Here is a 19,040-nt window from a genome sequence, read left to right as displayed (position 1 = left end):
GTCGGTCGCCCAGGTGGCCTCGGCGGGTGGGTTCGGCGTCCCCGCGGCGATCAAGGCTGCCACGGCAGTCATCGACAACCTGCACAAGATCGCCCACTACATCGCGAGCAAGCTGCTCAACCAGATGGCCAAGACGGCGGAGAAGGAGTCCGCGGTCATGCACCTGGAGGGCGGCGCCGAGGACGAGCTGAAGAAGCACCCGAAGATGGCCGTCGACGGCATCATCATGAAGGCCGCCGCCGGCGACAGGACCGCCCAGCAGTTCCTCTCGAACTACCGCATCGACGGCAAGCCGATCACGCCCGACTACGTCCGGCAGATCAAGCCGCGCCCGGTGAAGCCGTTCAACCCGAAGGCGAAGCTGGACGCGAAGGAGGAGCAGACGAGCAACGACGCGCTCCTGGTCAAGATCCGTGCGGTCGTGCTGGAGGGCATGGACACCAACGCCGACCCGCAGTCGATGTTCGAGGACCTGAAGAAGAAGGCCAAGCCGGTGACCGGTGCGCTCGCGGGCGTGTCGGAGGCGTGGGCCGAGACGGACGAAGCTCGCCCAGAAGCGCAACCAGCAGGCCAAGGACGGCAAGCTCGGCGCGAACACCAAGACGGACCGCGGCCTGGGCTGGCGGATCCGGCAGCTCTTCGCGTCCGAGAACCGCGGCATGCTGAAGGAGAAGACCTCCGCGCTGGGCAAGACGGAGTCCCTGCCGCCGGGGGTCGTGTGCGTCGTCGGCGACCTGCAGCTCAAGGACCAGGCGAGCCCGCCGGACATCAAGAAGTTCACGGACTCGCTGACCGCACAGGCGATCGAGGCCGAGCTCAAGCGCACGCCGCGCCGCAACAGGCCCGAGTGGATCGAGTTCCTGCGCGAGGCGCTGCGCAACAAGTCCGCCAAGGCCGCCCCGTCGAGACCCTCGTCGCCCGCGCCGGTCCCGGTGGCCCCGTGAGCGAGGATCCGTTCCTCACCCTGGTGGCGGACGCGCTCGCGTCTGCCGGCCGAGACCTGCAGATCGACGCGAGCCTGATGGCGATCGACATCGAGTCGGCAGACCCCACGATCGGCTCGGTGCTCGGCGTGGTGCGCCCGGTGGCGCGTGCCGTGACGTTCTACGTCGTGCATCCGACCCTCGTGCCGGCGACCGAGTTCGCGGACGTGTGCGCCCTGATCCTGCGCGCGACGTCCGACCTGCTGGACGCCGCCCTCGAGATCGACTTCTCGACGGGATCGGTGGCCTACCGCTCGCCCGTCCTGCTGGGTGACCTGGAGCTCGACGTCGAGTCTCTCGGCCTCCTGCTGATCGCGTCCGTCGAGGCCGTCGAGGAGACCGCGGCCCGCTACCGGGACCTGCTCGACGCCGTGATCCTAGGCGAGCTCGACCCCGCCGTCGCGGCCGCCCAGGCACGGCGCGCGCCCTTGGACGACTCCAGGAGAGCTCGACGAGCTCGAAGGTCGCTGACCGGACCCGGCGACGGGCCGATGCCTCGGCCCCGAGAACGGCAGTTCGGCGCGAGAACGGCAGTCTGAACTGCCGTTCTCGCGTGGAACTGCCGTTCTCGCCGCGCCCGCGCCGGGTGGGTGGGGAGTGGGTCAGGTTGCTCGGCGGGCGTCCAGGGCGTCTGATGGCAGCCGGTGCCGACGCGCGGCGCCCGGACACGCGGATCGGGAGACACATGAAGGCAGTGGTGGGCGGGACGGTCATCGCCGAGGCACCCGTGGAGGACCTGATCAAGATCGAGGGGAACTGGTACTTCCCGCCGTCGAGCGTCAACGAGGACTACGTCTCGACGAGCCCGACGCCCTACACCTGCCCCTGGAAGGGCGAGTGCCAGTACCTGACGGTGACCGTGGACAACGACGTGCTGCCCGACCGCGCGTGGCGCTACCCGAACCCGTACCCGACCGCGTTCGACCGCGTCGGCAAGGACTTCACCGACTACGTCGCGTTCTGGAAGGACGTCAAGGTCGTCGAATAGCTCCAGGTGCGGGTGGAGCGCACGGGTTCCCGACCCGTGCAGCGTGCTGGGATACCGCTTGCGCACGGTCTCCGCGGTTCTGGTGCCGGAAAGGCAGGGGCGTCGACGATCAGCTGCGCAGCGCGAGCGCGAAGGGCAGGACCGCGGAGGCACCGCTCGACCTGACGGCACGCGCGGCGACCGTCATCGTCCAACGGCTGTCCACCAGGTCGTCGACGAGCAGCACCGGCCCGGGCGGGAGCGCCAACGGTGACGCGTCGAACCGTTGCCAGACGGCCGCCAGCCGGAAGGCGCTGCTGCCGCCCGGCTCGCCGGTGGGGCCGCCGTCGACGTAGGACAGGGCACCCGCGTAGGGCAGGCGGCCGACCTCGGCGAGGCCCCGGGCGAGGGAGGCGACCAGGAGCGGGCGACGACGCGCGGGCATCGCGACCACCGAGGTGGGGCGTTCCTCCCAGCCCCACTCCGCGAGCACGCGGACGCACGCGGCGAGCAGGGCCGGGGTGATCGGAGCGTCTGCGGCACCCGGCGCGAAGATCTCGCGCAGGGTGTTGCCCCACCCCAGGTCGGTCAGGCGTGCGAGGGCGCGGCCCTCGGCGGCGCGCTCGTCCATCGGGATGCGGCCGCGGACACCCAGGCGTTCGACCCCCACCGGCCACTGGGCGCGCGGCTCGACGGCGACGCCGACCCGATCGATCCCGCGGGCAGCGGACTCCGAGGCGGTCGACGTCACGTCGACCGGGTACCAGGCGCCCGCGCACGAGTCGCAGCGGCCGCACGGGACCGCGGTGTCGTCGTCGAGGGAGCGCTGCAGGAACTCCATGCGGCACCCGTCGGTACGCTCGTACTCGATCATGTGCTGCTGCTCGGCGGTGCGAGCGGCGGCGATGCGCTCGTACCGCGACGCGTCGTAGGTCCAGGGCCGGCCCGTCGACTCCCAGCCGCCGCGCACCCGACGGACGGCGCCGTCGACGTCGAGCACCTTGAGCAGCAGCTCGAGCTGGGTGCGGCGGACGTTGACCAGGGCCTCCAGCGCGGGCGTCGAGAGCACCGAGCCGTCGGCCAGCTCCCGCAGCACGCGCGACGCCCGGTCCTGTGACGGCATCGACGCCGTCGCGAAGTACTGCCAGATGTCGCGGTCCTCGGGGCCGGGGAGCAGGAGCACGTCGGCGGAGGCGGTGGCGCGGCCGGCGCGGCCGACCTGCTGGTAGTAGGCGACCGGCGACGAGGGCGCGCCGAGGTGCAGGACGAAGCCGAGGTCGGGCTTGTCGAACCCCATGCCGAGCGCGCTCGTGGCGACCAGGGCCTTGACCTCGTTGGCCTTCAGGGCCGACTCCAGGCCCTCGCGCTCCCCCGGATCCGTCTGGCCGGTGTACGCACGCACGTCGTGACCCGCCTCGCGCAGCAGGCGGGCGGTGTCCTCGGCCGCCGACACCGTGAGCGTGTAGATGATGCCCGAGCCGGGCAGCTCGGCCAGGTGCCCGAGCAGCCAGCCGAGCCGGGTCTTGGCGTCAGGAAGCCGGAGCACGCCGAGCCGCAGCGAGGACCGAGCCAGGGGGCCGCGGATGGTCAGGACCGACGACCCGCCGAGCTGCTCGGCGACGTCGGCGACGACCCGGGCGTTCGCGGTGGCCGTCGTCGCCAGGACCGGGACGTCGGGCGGGATCGCGGCGATGAGGTCGCGCAGGCGGCGGTAGTCCGGGCGGAAGTCGTGGCCCCAGTCGCTGATGCAGTGCGCCTCGTCGACCACCAGCATCCCGAGCCGCTCGACCAGCGCGGGCAGCTGGGTCTCGCGGAACGCCGGGTTGTTCAGCCGCTCCGGCGAGACGAGCAGCACGTCGACCTCGTCGGCCGCCAGCGACGCCAGCAACGAGTCCCCCTCGTGCGCGTTGGTCGAGTTGATCGCGACGGCGCGGACACCGGCTCGTTCCGCGGCCGCTACCTGGTCGCGCATGAGCGCGAGCAACGGCGACACCAGCACGGTCGGCCCGGCTCCCCGGGTGCGCAGCAGCATCGTCGCGACGAAGTACACCGCCGACTTGCCCCAGCCGGTGCGCTGCACCACCAGCGCCCGGCGATGCTCGTCGACGAGCTGCTCGATCGCCTCGAACTGCCCGTCGTGGAACGTGGCCGCGGGATTGCCGACGAGGCGCCGCAGGACCGTCAGCGCCTCGTCGTAGGTGGAAGCCGTCACCCCGCCAGCCTGCCAGCCGGCGGGGACATCCCGTGCCCGTCATCCCCAGGTGGAGATCCGGGACGCCCACCAGGTCGAGTCGCCGCGCAGCACGACGTCCGACCCGCCGTCGATGAAGATGACCTGCCCGCACAGGTGCGTGTTCTCCTCGCCGACCAGCCAGGCGAGGAGCGCGGCGGGTGTGGACGGCTCCATGAACCCCCGCAGCGGCATCGGGATCATCGACGCCATCCCGGCCCGCTTCTCGGGCGTCGCCAGCATGTCCGCCATCATCGGCGTCCGGACGATGCCCGGGCCGACGGCGTTCAGCGGGATGCCCGCACCGGCCCAGTCCTCGGTCGCGGCCGACCGCCGCACCCACCGGCTGACGGCCACCTTGGTGCTGTTGTAGATCCGGCCGCCGTGGCCGGTGTCCACCAGCGTCTGAGCGCGGTCGAGCGCGCCGGTCTCGTCGTTCGCCAGGCACCGGTCCACCAGCGCGTCGTCGTGCGGCAGCAGGCTGGCCACCGACGAGGTCACGACGGCGCGGGGCGACGGTGAGCCGGCGAGCAACGGGCGCAGGCCCTCGAGGGTGGCGAGCGCACCGAAGTAGTTGACGGCGACGTCCGGCACCCCGGTGTTGGCCAGGCCGGCGATCGCGGCGACCGCGTCGACGGTGCCGCCGCTCAGCTCACCCACGCGCCGCACCAGGTCCGCCCGGCCGGTCGGCGTGCTGAGGTCGACGACGACATCGCTCCCGTGCAGGTCCACCCCGATCACGCGTTCTCCGCGAGACTCGAGCAGCGCCGCCGTGGCCCGCCCGATCCCGGACGCGGCACCCGTGACGACCACCGTGCGCACCCTTGGCTCCTTCGCTCCGAGTTGAGACCACTGTGGCTCGCCTCGGCGCGTCGCGCGCGTCGGACCGCCCTGCTGCTACGTGATCGTCACCGTGTAGCTGCCCGTGGCGCAGCCCGTCACGCGCCAGCCGCCCTCGACCTTCGTCGCGGTCGCGTCGGTGACGCCGGTCGTGCTCAGCACGGGCGTGGCCTCGCCCGGCACCCAGATCTCGAGCCGGCAGCTGGCGGCGGGGTCGTCGACGGACGCGGCGAACGAGAGGTCCGCACCGCCCGAGGTCAGCGAGTCGAGCCGCCCCGGGAACGCCTGCGGGTACGCCCGGCTCAACGGCTCGGCGAACCCCGCCGGCGGCGGGGTCGAGGCACCCGTCGCGCAGTCGACCGAGACCAGGTTGCCGGAGCGCTCGGCGTCGGCGTCGGTTTCCGGTGATCCGCAGCCCTGCCGCCACACCCAGAACGCACCTCCGACGCCGAGCCGGTCCTGCGCGGCGACGAAGCGCTGCACCTTCGCGCCGTCGACGGACGGGTCGCCGAACCAGCCCCACTCCCCCAGCCACAGCGCCGCACCGTACGAACGCGCGGCCTGCGCGGACATCGTCAGGTTCCGCTCGATCGAGGCGATCGTCAGGCCGAGGCTCTGGTCGAGGGTGATCGACTCGCTGTACGGGTGCGGGGCGAAGACGAGCTGCGTGTCGGAGGTGAACCCCGGCGGCGGCGTCACGTCGAAGCCGAGCCCCGACCACAGCACGCTCGGCTCGAAGAACACCAGGTGCGTGAACCCGGGCTTCTCGGCGGCGCGGATCGCCGAGATGGCGGCGGCGTAGTAGCGACCCAGGAGGAGGCCGCTGCTGACCGGCGGGTCAGCGCCGATGCCCGGCTCGTTGAGCAGGTCGTAGCCCGCGACCGCGGGCTCGTCGGCGAAGGCCGCGGCGACCGTGGCCCACGTCGTGACCAGCTCGGCCTGGATGCCGTCGCGGTCGGTGTAGAAGTTGCTGAACGCCGTCGCGACGGCCGGCGACAGGTCGCGTGCCATGAACTGGCAGTACGCGGCGCCGTCGGTGAGCGTCGCCCACGCCGGGGCGCCGTCCCACCCGGTCGTCGGCGAGGTCCCGCCCCCGCAGTGCGCGTCGGGCCGGGCCAGCGCATTGCCCCAGGCGTCCTCGTGCAGGTCGAGCACGGTGTAGACGCCGTGCTTCTTGGCCAGCGCGACCGTGGCCTCGACCTGGTCGAGGTAGTCCTGGTCGAACGCTCCCCGGGTCGGCTCCAGCCGCGACCAGGACATGCCGAGCCGCACCACGTTGAAGCCCAGGGCCGCGATCTGCGCGAAGTCCTGGTCGGTGGGCGGCGACGTCGCCGGGACCGCGGGGTCGCGCAGGTAGTAGTCGATGAGCTGGTTCACGTTGACGCCCCGCAGGAGCACCCGCCGCCCGGTGACGTCGCCGATGACAGGCAGGCCGCCCTCGTCGCGGGCGGGCAGCAGGTGCAGGCGCTCCATCCCACCGCTCGCGGCGACGGGGGTGGTGGCCGGCGGTCCCGGAGGGGGCGTCGGCACGACGAGCGGGACGACGAGCACCACCACGGCCGTTCCGACGACGGCCCAGGCGGGCACGCGCGAGACCCGCGCGCGCCAGCGCCAGGTGATGCCGGTGACCACGGCGGCGACCAGCCCGACGCCGACCCCGAAGCCGATCCCCGCGGCGAGGGCGAGCAGGGTGGTCGCCAGGAACCAGCTGTCCGGCCCGGCGTGGTCGAGGTGCCCGGTCGCGGCGCCGACCACGGCCCCGAGCACCCCGAGGCCCAGCCCGCCGACGATCGCGCCGAGCCAGGCGGCCAGTGCGGCCTCGTCGGGAAGCCGGCGCAGCGCCGCCCGGACGGTGATCGTGAACAGGCCGAGGAACACGAGCAGCCCGGCGACCGCGCCGAGCGCGCTGGCGGTGCTGGTGGGCGCGGGCAGGGGTCCGGCGAACGCGTAGCCCGTCGGTCCGCCGCGCCACGACGTGCTGCCGATCGCGGCCAGGGCGACGACGACGACCATGACGGCGATGACGAACCCGCTGCCCCACGCCGTCTTCGTCGTGACCCGTTCGGCGTGCCGACTCCCGTACGCGAGCGCCGCCGCGAGACCGACCAGCGGCCCGGCGACCAGACCCTTGAGCCCGGCGAAGCCGCTCGTCGACACGGCGAACGTGAGCGCGGAGGTGAAGCTCAGGTGCGGGCCCACCAGCGGCAGGGCGGCGGCGAACCCGGTCGCGGCCGCGGCGAGCGCGACGGCCCCGACGACGCTCGCCCACGTGACCCCGAACAGGAACCGGCGTCGCACAGGGCCGCGCCCGACCAGGAGCACCGGCAGCATCGTGGCGACGAGCAGGACCGGAAGCCCGACCAGCAGCGGGGCCCACTGGTAGACGCCGCCGAACCGCAGGACCGGCATCCCGGCCCCACCAACGGGCGCGAGCAGGCCGGTCGGATCGACCACCGCCAGCACCACGACCAGCAGCAGGACGGTCGCGCCGGCGAAGGCGGACGCTCGGACCTCCGGGCGGCGCAGCAGTGTGCGCCACCGGCGCGAGGACGTCGTCGTCTGGTCAGCCATGGTGAGCGCGAAGCCTAACGGCAGAAACCTGAACGCACGTCCAAGTCACCCGATCGGCCGCTGGACGAGCCGTCGCGCGCCGCGGTCAGGGGGTCGGCGCGACCGGCTCGGTCGGGCTGGGCTCCGTCGTCGGGGTGTCCGTGGGACCCGGGGACGGGGTCGGCGTCGCCGGCTCGCTCGGGGTCGGCTGGTCGCTCGGGGTGGGCGACGGGGTCGTCGTTGGCGTCGGGGTTGGGGTCGGATCGGGCGTCGGCGACGCCGTCGGTGTCGGCGTCGGGTCGGGCGTCGGGCTCGGCGACGGGGTCGGCTGCTCGGCGACGGGGTCGACGGGCGCCGCCGGGGTTGCGGTGTTCGGCTGACCATCGACCGTGATCGGTGTCGACGTGCCCGTCCCGCGGTCGTCCGTCGTGCCGAACTCCCAGTGCCACGGCTCGTGCGGCCCGCGACCGCCCTGGTCCATGTACGTGGGGTGGTGCCAGCCGAAGAGCACGGCGTTGACCTTCAGCCACGCATACTGCGCGGACCCGTAGCTGTCGACCCCGTCGCCGACGTCGATCGCGAGGCCCCAGCCGTGGTTCGACGTACCGGGCTCCGCGGCCAGCCCGCCCTTGGCGGCCTTGGTGAGCACCTGGTCGACGAGGCTGCGGTAGGAGTCGGAGATCACCATGTCGTGACCGAACGCCTGGCGGTAGGCCACGTTCATCCGCTCCAACGCCGCGGCCGCGTCGCAGCGCAAGTGCTGCTGGGGGGCGAACGAGAGCACGCAGAGCACGTCGAGCGGGATGTTGCCGTTGGTGTAGCCGTCGGTCGAACGGGCCTGCTGGTCCGCCAGGAGGATCGCGGCCTTCGTCGCGTCGTCGGCGGTGGTGAACGCCTGCTGGGCGGCGAGCGTGATGCCGTCTGCGGCGTCCCGAGCCTGCGCGGCATACGTGGCCGTGGCGACGACGTCGCGGCCGTCGGCGGACGCGTGCGTGGCCGCGACGGCCGCGTCGAGGGCGGCGACGTGAGGGTCGGTGCCGACGAGGAGCCGGGCCAGCGCCGCGTTCTGCGCGGACTGGTCGGCGAGGTCGAGGGCGACCAGGAGCACGTCCGTCTCGACGCCCTTGACCACCTTGGACGCGGCCGAGAGGTCACCGCCGTCGACCTGCTGGCGAGCGTCCACCACCCGGGGAGGCAGCTGCTCGACGGTCAGTGCCGACCCGGTCGTCGGCGGCGGCTCCACCACCTGTGCGACCAGATCGGTCACGTCGATGGAGGGCGGCTCGGTCGGGGTCGGGACGGTGGTCGGATCCGTGGGGGTCGGGACAGCGCTCGGATCGGTGCCGGTCGGACCGGCGACGGTCGGGTCGGTGGCACTCGGCTCGGTCGTCTCCGGCGGGGTTCCGACGAGGGTGACGGTGGCCGCCTCGATCGCCGTCACCCGCACGCCGAGGCGCACCAGGGCGGCCCGGTACGCCGCGCTCGTCGGCTCGGGCGGGACCTGCTTGTCGGTGATCGGACGGCTGGCCACCGCGTGCTCGTGCGGTGTCGGCACGCCCACCGAGGCCGCCGGAGCGAATGAGACGGCGGCCAGGAGCACCGCCAGGAACGTCACGGAGGAGCCGATCGCGCCGGGCCGTGCGCGCCACCCACCGGGAACCGGGCGCGCTCGGTGCCGCGCTCGTCTCGTCCACCGTGGTGCCGGCACTACGCCCCTCTGCAGAATTCCGTCAGTCGACAATGTCACTGCCGGCGCCGCACGTCGACTGGCAGCGTCGTCGCACCCCGCCTCGCGGCGACTCGAGCGAGGCTCGCGGACCGCGGCGAACAGGGCGTGAGCCGCGGACGACGGCGAGGTGAACGATGTCCGATTTCACCCGTGCTCGGTGGTCGCCGCGATCAGGTCGAGGTCACGCAGGGCGAAGCGCCGGTGCTCCCACTCCTCCTCGAGGATGACGTGGAGGCAGTGCCGGACGGTCTCCGTGACCTGCGGGGCGTGCGGGTTGCGCCGCTCGGCGTCGAGCTGCTCCGGCGTGACGGTCGCGAGGAAGTCGCGGACCATCGCGACGCGGCCCGCGCGGACCTCGAGGACCTCGTCGTACGACGGCATCGGCCGGTCGACCACGGCGTCGCGCGCGGACGAGTCGGGCTGACCGATCGGGTGGAACGGCTCGGTGCGCTCGCGGACCGCCTTGCCCAGCCACACGTCGGTGGCGTGCACCAGGTGCCGCAGCGTCTGCGCGAACGACCACTCGCCGCCCACCGACACGTCGACGGTGCCCGCCGGCATCGTCGCGACCCGCTCGAGCGTGGCCGCCCACGCGTCCTGCAGGACCTCCCAGGCCGCGCGCAGGCCGTCCGGGTCTGCCGCCCGGCGCTGCGAACGACCCGGGAACCGGCGGTCGAGCTCGGCCTCGACCAGCGGGGCCACGTCCACCCCGTTGATCCAGAAGGAGCTGCCCTCGTCAGCGATCCAGGGTGCGTCGATGTCGGCGTTCGCGGCATCGACCCCCCGCATCACGACGCCGGACAGGTCGGACTCGACGAACCGCGCGTCGCGCAGGTTCACGCCGACGAACTCGGCGCCCTGCAGCTGGTCGTCCTGCGTGAAGCGGGGCATGGCTCCTCCTGGGCCGGGTCCCGTCATCGTTCCAGCGACCACCGACGCGGGCCACGCGAGCGGCAGGGCTCACGGTGACGGGGCGACTCCGCCGGCGAGGGCGTCGAACAGCCGGTCGAGGCGCGCGCGGTGGTCGGCCAGCACGCCGGTCTCGTCGTCGCCCGCCATGAGCCGGCGCGCGGTCTCCACCAGGACGGTGCCGTAGCCGGCGACGAAGAACGCCGCGAACAGCATGCCGTCGCCCTCGAACGTGGGGTCGTCCTCGATCGCCTCGGCGAGCGAACGCTGCAGGTCGGCGGCGATCTCCCTGGCGCGGGCGCGCAGCGCGGGCGATCCGGCGACGGTCCGGAAGAAGGGGACCGACCGCGGGTCGAGGCCGGACAGCGGGTGCCGCTCGTCGACGAGCGTGGAGGCCACCCCGCGCAGGGACGTCAGGACGTCGACGCCCTCGCCGCGGTCGCGCACCGCCGAGCGCAGGAGTGCGTCGGCGTCGTCCGAGCGGTCCAGGAACAGGTCCTCCTTGCGCGGGAAGTGGTTGAACACCGTCACGCTCGAGACGCCGGCCTCCCGGGCGATCTCCGCGACCGTGACCGCGTCGTAACCCCGCTCGAGGAACAGGGCAGCCGCCACCTCCGCGATCCGCGCACGCGTCTGCGGCCCCCCACGCTCGCTGCTCCTGGCCATGCGCCCCACTCTCTTGTGTAACTAAACTTAGTCAGTTAATCTAGTGGCATGCCGCCCACCACCGTCAGCTTCCCCCGATCATTGCGCGAGGCCCGGGTCGCCCTGGCCGGACTCTCCGCCGTGTTCCTGTTCGAGATGCTCGACAACTCGATCCTGAACGTCGCGCTGCCCACGATCGGGCGCGAGCTGCACGCCTCGACCACCGGCCTGCAGTGGGTGACGGGCGCGTACGCGGTCACGTTCGGCGGGCTGATGCTCGCCTTCGGCGCGCTCGCCGACCGCGTCGGCCGGCGTCGGGTCATGCTCGTCGGACTGGTCCTGCTCGCGGTCGCGAGCCTCGCCACGGCCTTCGTCGACACCGCCGGGCAGCTCATCGCCGTCCGCGTCGCGATGGGCGTCGCGGCCGCGATGACCACGCCCGGGTCCATGGCACTGGCCTTCCGGCTCTTCGACGACGACGGCCTGCGGGTCCGGGCGCTCACGCTCATCACCACCGTGGGCCTGGTCGGTCTCGCCATCGGCCCGGCCGTCGGCGGCCTCGCGCTGTCCGTCGTCCCGTGGCAGGTCCTGCTGCTGGTCAACGTGCCGATCGCCGCGCTCGCGATCCTGGGCATCCGGTGGGGCATCGCCGCCGACGACCCCGCCGACCTGCACGGCGACCCCGCCGACATCCCCGGCGCCGTGCTGGGCACGGTCACGATCGTGCTCGCCCTGGTCGCGCCGACGCTGTTCGTCGACGAGGGTGCCGGCTCCTGGCTCCCGTGGGCCGTCACGGCCGGGGCCTTTGTCGCGGCGCTGGCCTTCGTCCGGCGCGAGCGCTCGACGGCCCACCCGCTGCTCGACCTGGCGCTCGTCGCCCGACCCCTGGTGTCCAGCGGCCTGGCGTTCAAGGCCGCCGCGGGGCTGGCGACCGCCGGCCTCGGCTACCTGGTGACGCTGCAGCTGCAGCTCGCCTGGGGCTGGTCGCCCGCGCTGGCCGCCATCGGCATGCTCCCGCAGGTGATCGTCCTGGTCGCCGCCGGCCCATTCATCGGCCCGTTCGTGCAGCGCGTCGGGCTGAGTCGCGCCGCGTGGCTGAGCCGTCGCGATCGTCGCCGGTCTGGCCGTCTACGCGCTGCTGGGCAGCCTCGGCTACGTCTGGGTCGCCGCGGCGCTGGTCCTCGTGTCGGCCGGGATGCGCGTGGTCGGAGTCGTCGCGGGCGTCAACGTGCTCAACGGCCTGCCGGCGAACCGGACCACCATCGGCGCGGCCCTCACCGACACCGCGACCGAGGTCGCCTCGGGCATCGGCATCGCCGTCACCGGCACCATCCTGGCCGCGCTGTTCACGGGCGACATCGCCCGGTCCGAGTGGACAGCGCAGCAGAGCGCCCAGTTCCAGCAGGCGACCACCCTCGCAGGCCTCGTGCTCACCGCCGTCGCCGCTGTGCTCGTCGGCTGGGGGTTCGTCCGCGCCCGCCGCGCACCGGCGGCCGTCGACGAGGCGGTCCCGGCCGCCGTCTGAGGAAGCCCTCGTCGCCGACCTGGTCAGTCGAGCGACCTGATCCGGACCACGAGCACGGAACCGAGGACGCTCACGGCCGCGGCCAGGACGTAGAGGCCGACGTACCCGAGGCCGACGGCAAGGACGCCGGCCGCGAGCGCCGGCGCCAGCACCTGGGGCAGCGCGTTGGCGATGTTGATGACGCCGAGGTCCTTGCCGCGGTCGCGGGCGCCCGGCAGGACCTGGGTGATGAGCGCGAAGTCGACGGCGGTGTACGCGCCGAACCCGATCCCCTGGATCACGGCTGCCACGTAGGCCGCGGGGAGCGTGGGCACGAGCGCGAAGAGCAGGAGCGACGCGGCCGTGATCAGGCCGGACCAGATGACGAACACCTTGCGCCGGCCGACGCGGTCGGACCAGTAGCCGGCGCCCAGCGCGGTGAGCAGGGTGAACAGCCCGTACACGGCCGTGAGGGTGAACACGTTGTCCTCGGCGGCCTTGTCCGACAGGCCGACGTCGTCCTTCAGGTAGTAGAGCAGGTAGAGGATGAGGAACGCGTTGCCGAGGTTCATCAGGAAGCGCGTGAACCAGGCCCAGCCGAAGTCGGGGTGGAGCCGGGGCGAGACCCAGAAGCTCCGCCAGAACGCGCCCCACGCGAAGGGCGGTCGCAGCTCGGGCGGCAGGGGCACGTCGCGGGAGTCCAGCGCGTACGGGAGCGTCGTGACGAGCAGGACGACGGCGACCGTCAGGTAGCCCGCGGCGATGCTGCCGGTGGCCGCCGCGATGCCGGAACCGACGACCACGCCGATGGTCTGCGCGATCGCGATGGCGCCGCCGACCGTGCCGCGGTCCTTGCCCGGCACCTGGTCCGGGACCGTCGCGGTGATCGCCGCGAGCATGGCGTTGAGCCCGGCCTGCGCGAGCGCCCACCCCGCCACCATGACCCACACCGTGTGGGCGTTCGCCAGCACCACCATCGCGACCACGCCACCCGCGGCACCGCCGACCACCCACGGCATCCGGCGGCCGACGCGCAGGGTCGTCCGGTCGGAGAACGCGCCCCAGACGGGGTTGAGCACCATCGAGACGGCAGCGCCGACACCGGTCACCAGGGCGAGCACGGCCTCCTTGTGGTCGGGCGAGATGGCTTCGGCCTGCTGCGCGAGGAGCACCTGGATCGGTCCGAAGAACCCCGACCAGAGCCCCACGCTCGCCAGGACGACCCACAGGACCCATCGGGTCGGGACGCGCTCCGTCGGCTCCGCGAGGGCGCGCGGGAGGGTCGGCGCGGTCACGCGGTGCCTGCGCGGTACGCGCGGACCACGTCGGCGTACCAGTCGAACGAGCGCTTCGGGGTCCGCACGAGGGTGTCGAAGTCGACGTGCACCAGCCCGAACCGCTGCGTGTACCCGTCGGCCCACTCGAAGTTGTCCATGAGCGACCAGCAGTAGTAGCCCCGCACGTCGGCGCCGGCGGCGATCGCGTCCGCGACGGCGCGCAGGTGGGCGTCGAGGTAGTCGATCCGGGCCTGGTCGTCGACGACCCCGTCGTCGTCGGGACCCGTGTCGAAGGAGCAGCCGTTCTCCGTGAGGATGATGGGCGGCAGGCCGGGGTACCGGGCCGTGAAATCCGTCAGCAGCTCCGTGAGCCCCGCGGGGACGATCGGCCAGCCGAAGCCGGTGGTCGGGTAGCCGCCGACCTCACCGTTCTCGAACGGGACCGGCGAGCCCTCCGGCGCGGCCCGTACCCCGATCGGGTTGTAGTAGTTGAGGCCGTAGAAGTTGAGGGGCTGGGAGATCAGCGCGAGGTCCTCGGCCACCGGGCCCGGCATCGCTGCGGCGAGCTCGTCGGGGTAGCGGCCGAGCAGGACAGGGTCGGCGAACAGCCGGTTCCAGAGGGTGTCGACGAACGCCGCGGCCGCGACGTCGGCGTCGCTGCCGCTGAGCGGCCACGCCGGCTGGTGGTTGGTGGCCGTGCCGATCTGCCCCGAGACCGACGCCGCGCGCAACGCCTGGACGGCGAGGCCGTGACCGAGCAGCAGGTGGTGCGCCACCGGGAGTGCGTCGAACAGCAGGCCCCGGGCGGGAGCCAGGTCGGTCAGGGCGTAGCCGTTCATCGTCACGACGTTCGGTTCGTTGACCGGGCACCAGTGCGCGACGCGGTCGCCGAGCCGGTCCGCGACGAGCGCGGCGTACTCCCCGAACCGCAGCGCCGTGTCACGGCTGAGCCAGCCTCCGCCGTCCTCGAGAGCCTGCGGCAGGTCCCAGTGGTAGAGCGTCGCCATCGGCTGGACACCGGCCTCGAGCAGCCCGTCGACGAGCCGGTCGTAGAACGCCAGCCCCGCCTCGTTGACCGGACCCGACCCGGAGGGCTGCACCCGGGGCCACGCGATCGAGAACCGGTACCCGTCGGCACCGAGGCGCCGGATCAGCTCGAGATCCTCCGACCACCGGTGGTAGTGGTCGCACGCGACGTCGCCGGTGCTGCCGTCGACGATCCGACCGGGCTCGGCGGTGAAGGTGTCCCAGATGCTGGGGCCCTTGCCGTCCGCCGTCGCCGCACCCTCGATCTGGTACGACGCCGTGCTCGTCCCGAACAGGAACCCGGGCGGCAGGCCGCCGACCGCGCGCTGGACTGTGCTGCTCACGTTTCCTGCTCCCGCCGAAGCTCTCCGTTGCTCCTGGATGACACGGGTGCAGGGTAGGACCACCCGAGCCCCCCGACTCGCACCGGCGCGACGACTTCAGCCCACGCCCTCCGCGGCGAGCGCGTCGGTCAGCAACCCGACCAGCGCCTCGAGCTGAACGTCCAGCGACGACGAACCGTCCTCGTCGACGATCCCGTCCAGCGCCCGGGCGGCCAGCGCCGACTTGCTGTCGATCAGCTCGGCGATCTTGGAGTCGATGGTCTGCGCGGCGATGATCCGCCACGCGGTGACGGGCTCGGCCTGGCCGATCCGGTGGATGCGGTCGATGGCCTGCGTCTGCTCGGCGTCGGTCCAGGACAGCTCGGCCAGCACCAGGTTGGACGCGACCTGGAGGTTGATCCCCACGCCGGCGGCCATCAGGGAGCAGACGGCGATCTGCACGTCGGGATCGTCGACGAACGACGCGATGTTCTTGTTGCGGGTCCGGGTCGTCTGGTCGCCGCGGATCGAGGCGTACCGGATGCCGCGGTCGGCGAAGGTCTGCTCGGCCTGGTCCATCACGTCGACGTGCCGCGCGAAGAACACCACCTTGCCGACGTTGCGGGCCAGCTGCGCGGTGTAGTCGGCGGCCAGGCCGGCCTTGGCCTGACCGATCCGACGGACCATCGTGAACACGTTCTCGCCACCGGCCTGCGAGCTTCGAGTCCTTGAGCTCCGCGGCCGCCACCCGGCGCACCAGGTCGACGTCGATCTCGTCGACGACCGCGCCGCCGCTGGTCAGGAACTCCACGGCGGACCGGTAGCGCCCGACAAGCCGTGCAGACAGTGCGGCCTCCGCAGCGCGGATCGAGCGACCCGCCGCACCGTCGAGCTCCACAGGAAGGTCCGCGACGCGGCGGGCGGGGATGTCGGCCACCACGTCGACCTTGCGACGACGCACGATGCCCATGTCGATGACGCTGGCGCGCGCGGCGGAGTAGAACTCCGGCTCGGCAGGGGTGAGCCCGGTCTCCTCGAGAGCCGTCATCAGGGAACCGACGGGCATCTTGTCGTCGATCCACCCGAGGAACTGCCAGATCGCCCGGAAGTCCTCGATGTCGTTGATCAGCGGGGTGCCGGTCAGCGCCATGAGCAGCGGCTTGGCCACGCGGGCGCGGATCTTCTCGGACAGCGCCAGGACGTTCTGCGAGCGCTGGGAGGTCTTGTTCTTGATGAAGTGCGCCTCGTCGACGACCATCCCGCGGAAGCCGAAGTCGCCCAGCCAGCCGACGTGCCGGTCCAGGATCTCGTAGTTCACGATGACGACGTCTGCGAACCCGTCGACCCGGTCGCCGTCGCCATGGACCACCGTGGACTGGCGGAACGGCGTCCACAGCCCCACCTCGTGCGCCCAGTTCGTCTTGACCACGTTGGGCACGACGACGAGCAGCGGGTACGCGTCGGCCGCCTGCGCGGCCAGCAGCGCCTGGGCGGTCTTGCCGAGCCCGGGCTCGTCGGCGAGCAGGAACGTGCGATGGCCGGCGGCGGTCGCCGTGACCACCTGGGCCTGGTGCGGCATCAGCTCGCGGCCCAGCGGGGTCCGCACCGGCCGAGCCTCCGGCAGCCGCATGCAGGCGGGCGAACCGTCGGCGCCCCGCTCGAAGGACCGGAACAGCGGTTCGAGCAGCTCCCAGCCCGCGAGCCGACGAGCCTTCGCCGCGCTCCGCTCGGCCGCGGCCTCGTAGTCCGGCGCGAGGAACGGATTCGCGAGCCGGCGAGAGATGACCGACTGGGGCACCACCTGGGGCGCGGCGGAGAACACCGGCGCGACCGGCGCTGCGGGCGCGGGCTCCTCGGGCGGCTCCAGCCCGCCAGAACGCATCACGGTCGCCTTGTAGGCGCGCGCGGCGTCAGAGACCCGGGCATCGTCCGCGAGCAGCTCGAGCAGCGAGGTGTCCCGGGCGGCGGTCCGGGCCAGCATCGTCGCGACGCCGTCGAGCCGTCGCAGCTGTTCGTCGCGTCGCGCCACGCCGCCGGCCATCACCCTGGCCCGCTCCTCGCGCACCAGCAGCGCCACCACCTGGAACTTCGTGCGCATGGCAGGGCGGGTCGGCGGACGCTGCACCGCGCGGTCGACCTCGCGCGCGATCTCCGCGAGCACCGGGATGATCCCCTGCTCGCTCGGGCGCGGGGCGCGGTTGCCCTGGCCGCCGGGAGCGGTGCGCGCGCGACCGGAGCCGCGCTGCCCTGCTCGTGCCACATCTCCTCCTTCGCAGCATCCACACCCCGACCACGGCACAGCGCGCCGCGGCACGACCGCCGCCGGGCGTCCGGTCGGCGCGACAGGCCGCCCGCGCCGGGCGCTGAGGCCGGGCACCGGGTCACTGCACCATGCCGCGCGTCGTCTGCGGCCCCTGCTCACGCCGATCGTCATACGCCGCCGGGCGCCGCCGTGAGCACCGTGGGGAACGGGTCATGGCTCGGCGGATCGCCGACGAGTCTGGAGCCTACAGCCGCGAGCTCCTCCCGGGTCGGCACCGGGCCCTCATGTTGCTCGGTCGACGCCGGGTTACCGCGCGTCGCGACGCGCGAACACGAGGTGGACGACACCGGACGGGGACGGCGTCGCCTCGATGTCGAAGCGCTCCTCGAGCCCCTCGAGGCCGTCCCAGAGCCGCTCGCCCCTGCCCAGGACGATCGGCACGAGGACGATGTGCATGCGATCGATCAGGTCGGCCTCGAGGAACTGTCGGATGGTGCTGACGCCGCCACCGATCCGGACGTCCAGGTCACCGGCCAGGGCGCGCGCCTGCTCGAGCGCCGAGGCGGGGTCGGCGTCGACGAAGTGGAAGGTGGTCCCGCCGTCCATCTCGAGCACCGGCCGGGGGTGGTGGGTCAGGACGACGACCGGGGTGTGGAAGACGGGGTCGTCGCCCCACCAGCCCTTCCACTCCTCGTCCGTCCACGGGCCGCGCTGGGGTCCGAACTTGTTGCGCCCCATGATCTCGACGCCGATCCCGGGCCCCCACCCGCTGGCGAAGGCCTCGTCGACGCCGAAGGACCCCTCCGACTCCCCGTGGATGCCCATCTCCCGGAAGGTGCGCGTCTCGAAGGCCCACTCCATCAGCCGCGACCCGGCGTGACCGAACGGCGCGTCGAGCTGCTGCCCCTCCCCGGTGCCGAACCCGTCGAGCGAGACCGAGAAGTTGTGCACGCGGACGTGGGACATGTCATCTCCTGACGGCTTTCCGACGTTGCCCCCGCGACGCGCGGCGACGTCAGACGATGCTGCCACACGGCACCTGACGTGCACGGCGGCCGTGGACGACCACGGCCTGCGACCGGGCCCCGTCGCACCGCGGCCTGATCCCACGCTCACCGCGCCACCCATGGACAAACTAATGGTCTTAGGAAAGACTTATGTCGTGAGCACACGGGTGGCGCAGCGGCGCGAGCGGACACGCGCCGAGATCGTCGAGACGGCCCTCGACGTCATGGGCGAGCGAGGCGCGGCGGGGCTCAGCCTCGGCGAGGTGGCGAAGCGGCTCGGGATGCAGACCCCCAGCCTGTACGGCTACTACGCCTCCAAGGCGGCGTTGTGCGACGAGATGTTCGCCGGGGGCTGGCGCGACCTCAACGACGCCATGACCCCGCACCACGAGCGACTCCGACGGCTCACCGGCATCGATGAGCTGAGGCGCGAGATCCACGCTGGTCTGGACGTCTACGTCCGGTGGGCGCTCGGGCATGCTCCGGTCGCGCAGCTCATGTTCTGGCGGCCGATCCCAGGGTGGCAGCCAGGGGCGGAGGCGTTCGCGCCGGCTGTCGAGGCGCTCACCTCGGTCACCTCCTCGCTGGCCGGCCTGCAGGCCCGGGGCCTGCTGCGCGCCGAGGCCGACGTCGAGGAGATGACCAGCGCCCTCACGGTCCTTGCCTCCGGTGTCATCAGTCAGCAGCTGTCCAACGAGCCCACCGCATCGGTGAGCGACGGCAGGCACTCGCGGCATCTGGCCGCCTTGGCCGAGATGTTCCACCAGAGGTACGCCGCGCGGTAGGA

Annotated in this window: 12 protein-coding genes and 2 pseudogenes; 4 read left to right on the top strand and 10 right to left on the bottom strand. The window is 72.9% G+C overall.

Annotated elements, in window-relative coordinates:
- The first annotated feature begins 1,668 nt into the window (after positions 1-1,668).
- Entirely contained in the window at positions 1,669-1,971 is a 303-nt protein-coding gene (locus AC38ZX_RS03260) for a DUF427 domain-containing protein (RefSeq protein WP_426594431.1), read from the top strand.
- 109 nt (positions 1,972-2,080) lie between these two features.
- Here the strand turns inward: AC38ZX_RS03260 and AC38ZX_RS03255 are convergent, their stop codons facing one another.
- The 6 genes from AC38ZX_RS03255 to AC38ZX_RS03230 all read right to left on the bottom strand — a co-directional run bounded on the left by AC38ZX_RS03255 (position 2,081) and on the right by AC38ZX_RS03230 (position 10,874).
- A complete protein-coding gene (locus AC38ZX_RS03255; protein WP_491296324.1) occupies positions 2,081-4,162 on the bottom strand; it encodes a RecQ family ATP-dependent DNA helicase in 2,082 nt (693 codons plus the stop codon).
- Between the two features lie 39 nt (positions 4,163-4,201).
- A complete protein-coding gene (locus tag AC38ZX_RS03250) occupies positions 4,202-5,002 on the bottom strand; it encodes an SDR family oxidoreductase (protein WP_491296323.1) in 801 nt (266 codons plus the stop codon).
- 75 nt (positions 5,003-5,077) lie between these two features.
- Positions 5,078-7,591: a glycoside hydrolase family 5 protein gene (locus AC38ZX_RS03245; protein WP_491296321.1), complete on the bottom strand. Its 2,514-nt coding sequence runs from the start codon at positions 7,589-7,591 to the stop codon at positions 5,078-5,080.
- Between the two features lie 85 nt (positions 7,592-7,676).
- Complete coding sequence (locus AC38ZX_RS03240) at positions 7,677-9,185, bottom strand: M15 family metallopeptidase (protein ID WP_491296320.1); 1,509 nt, start codon at positions 9,183-9,185, stop codon at positions 7,677-7,679.
- A gap of 258 nt (positions 9,186-9,443) precedes the next feature.
- Entirely contained in the window at positions 9,444-10,190 is a 747-nt protein-coding gene (locus tag AC38ZX_RS03235; RefSeq protein WP_491296319.1) for a DinB family protein, read from the bottom strand.
- 69 nt (positions 10,191-10,259) lie between these two features.
- The gene (locus AC38ZX_RS03230) at positions 10,260-10,874 is read right to left on the bottom strand and encodes a TetR/AcrR family transcriptional regulator (protein WP_491296317.1); all 615 of its coding nucleotides are present in this window, start codon (positions 10,872-10,874) and stop codon (positions 10,260-10,262) included.
- Between the two features lie 48 nt (positions 10,875-10,922).
- Between AC38ZX_RS03230 and AC38ZX_RS03225 the strand changes: the two are divergent.
- Positions 10,923-11,885, top strand: a pseudogene (locus AC38ZX_RS03225) (MFS transporter); the annotation flags it as partial.
- A gap of 163 nt (positions 11,886-12,048) precedes the next feature.
- Positions 12,049-12,378 carry a hypothetical protein gene (locus AC38ZX_RS03220; protein ID WP_491296316.1) on the top strand — a complete coding sequence of 110 codons (330 nt, stop codon included), beginning with the start codon at positions 12,049-12,051 and terminating at the stop codon, positions 12,376-12,378.
- 23 nt (positions 12,379-12,401) lie between these two features.
- On the opposite strand, the gene AC38ZX_RS03215 is transcribed toward AC38ZX_RS03220, so the two are convergent.
- The 4 genes and pseudogenes from AC38ZX_RS03215 to AC38ZX_RS03200 all read right to left on the bottom strand — a co-directional run bounded on the left by AC38ZX_RS03215 (position 12,402) and on the right by AC38ZX_RS03200 (position 18,212).
- Positions 12,402-13,652, bottom strand: a complete 1,251-nt coding sequence (locus AC38ZX_RS03215) for an MFS transporter (protein ID WP_491296315.1) — start codon at positions 13,650-13,652, stop codon at positions 12,402-12,404.
- Positions 13,649-15,004, bottom strand: coding sequence for a GH1 family beta-glucosidase (locus AC38ZX_RS03210; protein ID WP_491296314.1), 1,356 nt, complete (start codon positions 15,002-15,004; stop codon positions 13,649-13,651). Before AC38ZX_RS03210 ends, AC38ZX_RS03215 begins: the two co-directional genes overlap by 4 nt.
- 96 nt (positions 15,005-15,100) lie before the next feature.
- Positions 15,101-17,243, bottom strand: a pseudogene (locus AC38ZX_RS03205) (DEAD/DEAH box helicase).
- A gap of 309 nt (positions 17,244-17,552) precedes the next feature.
- Entirely contained in the window at positions 17,553-18,212 is a 660-nt protein-coding gene (locus AC38ZX_RS03200) for a dihydrofolate reductase family protein (protein WP_491296313.1), read from the bottom strand.
- A 196-nt stretch (positions 18,213-18,408) separates the two neighbouring features.
- Here AC38ZX_RS03200 and AC38ZX_RS03195 point away from each other — a divergent pair, with 196 nt between their 5' ends.
- Positions 18,409-19,038: a TetR/AcrR family transcriptional regulator gene (locus AC38ZX_RS03195; RefSeq protein WP_491296312.1), complete on the top strand. Its 630-nt coding sequence runs from the start codon at positions 18,409-18,411 to the stop codon at positions 19,036-19,038.
- Positions 19,039-19,040: the final 2 nt, after the last annotated feature.

The sequence above is a fragment of the Cellulomonas sp. McL0606 genome (genome assembly GCF_058248365.1).
The sequence above is the reverse complement of the archived record's forward strand: the minus strand, read 5'-3'. Positions and strand labels throughout refer to the sequence as shown.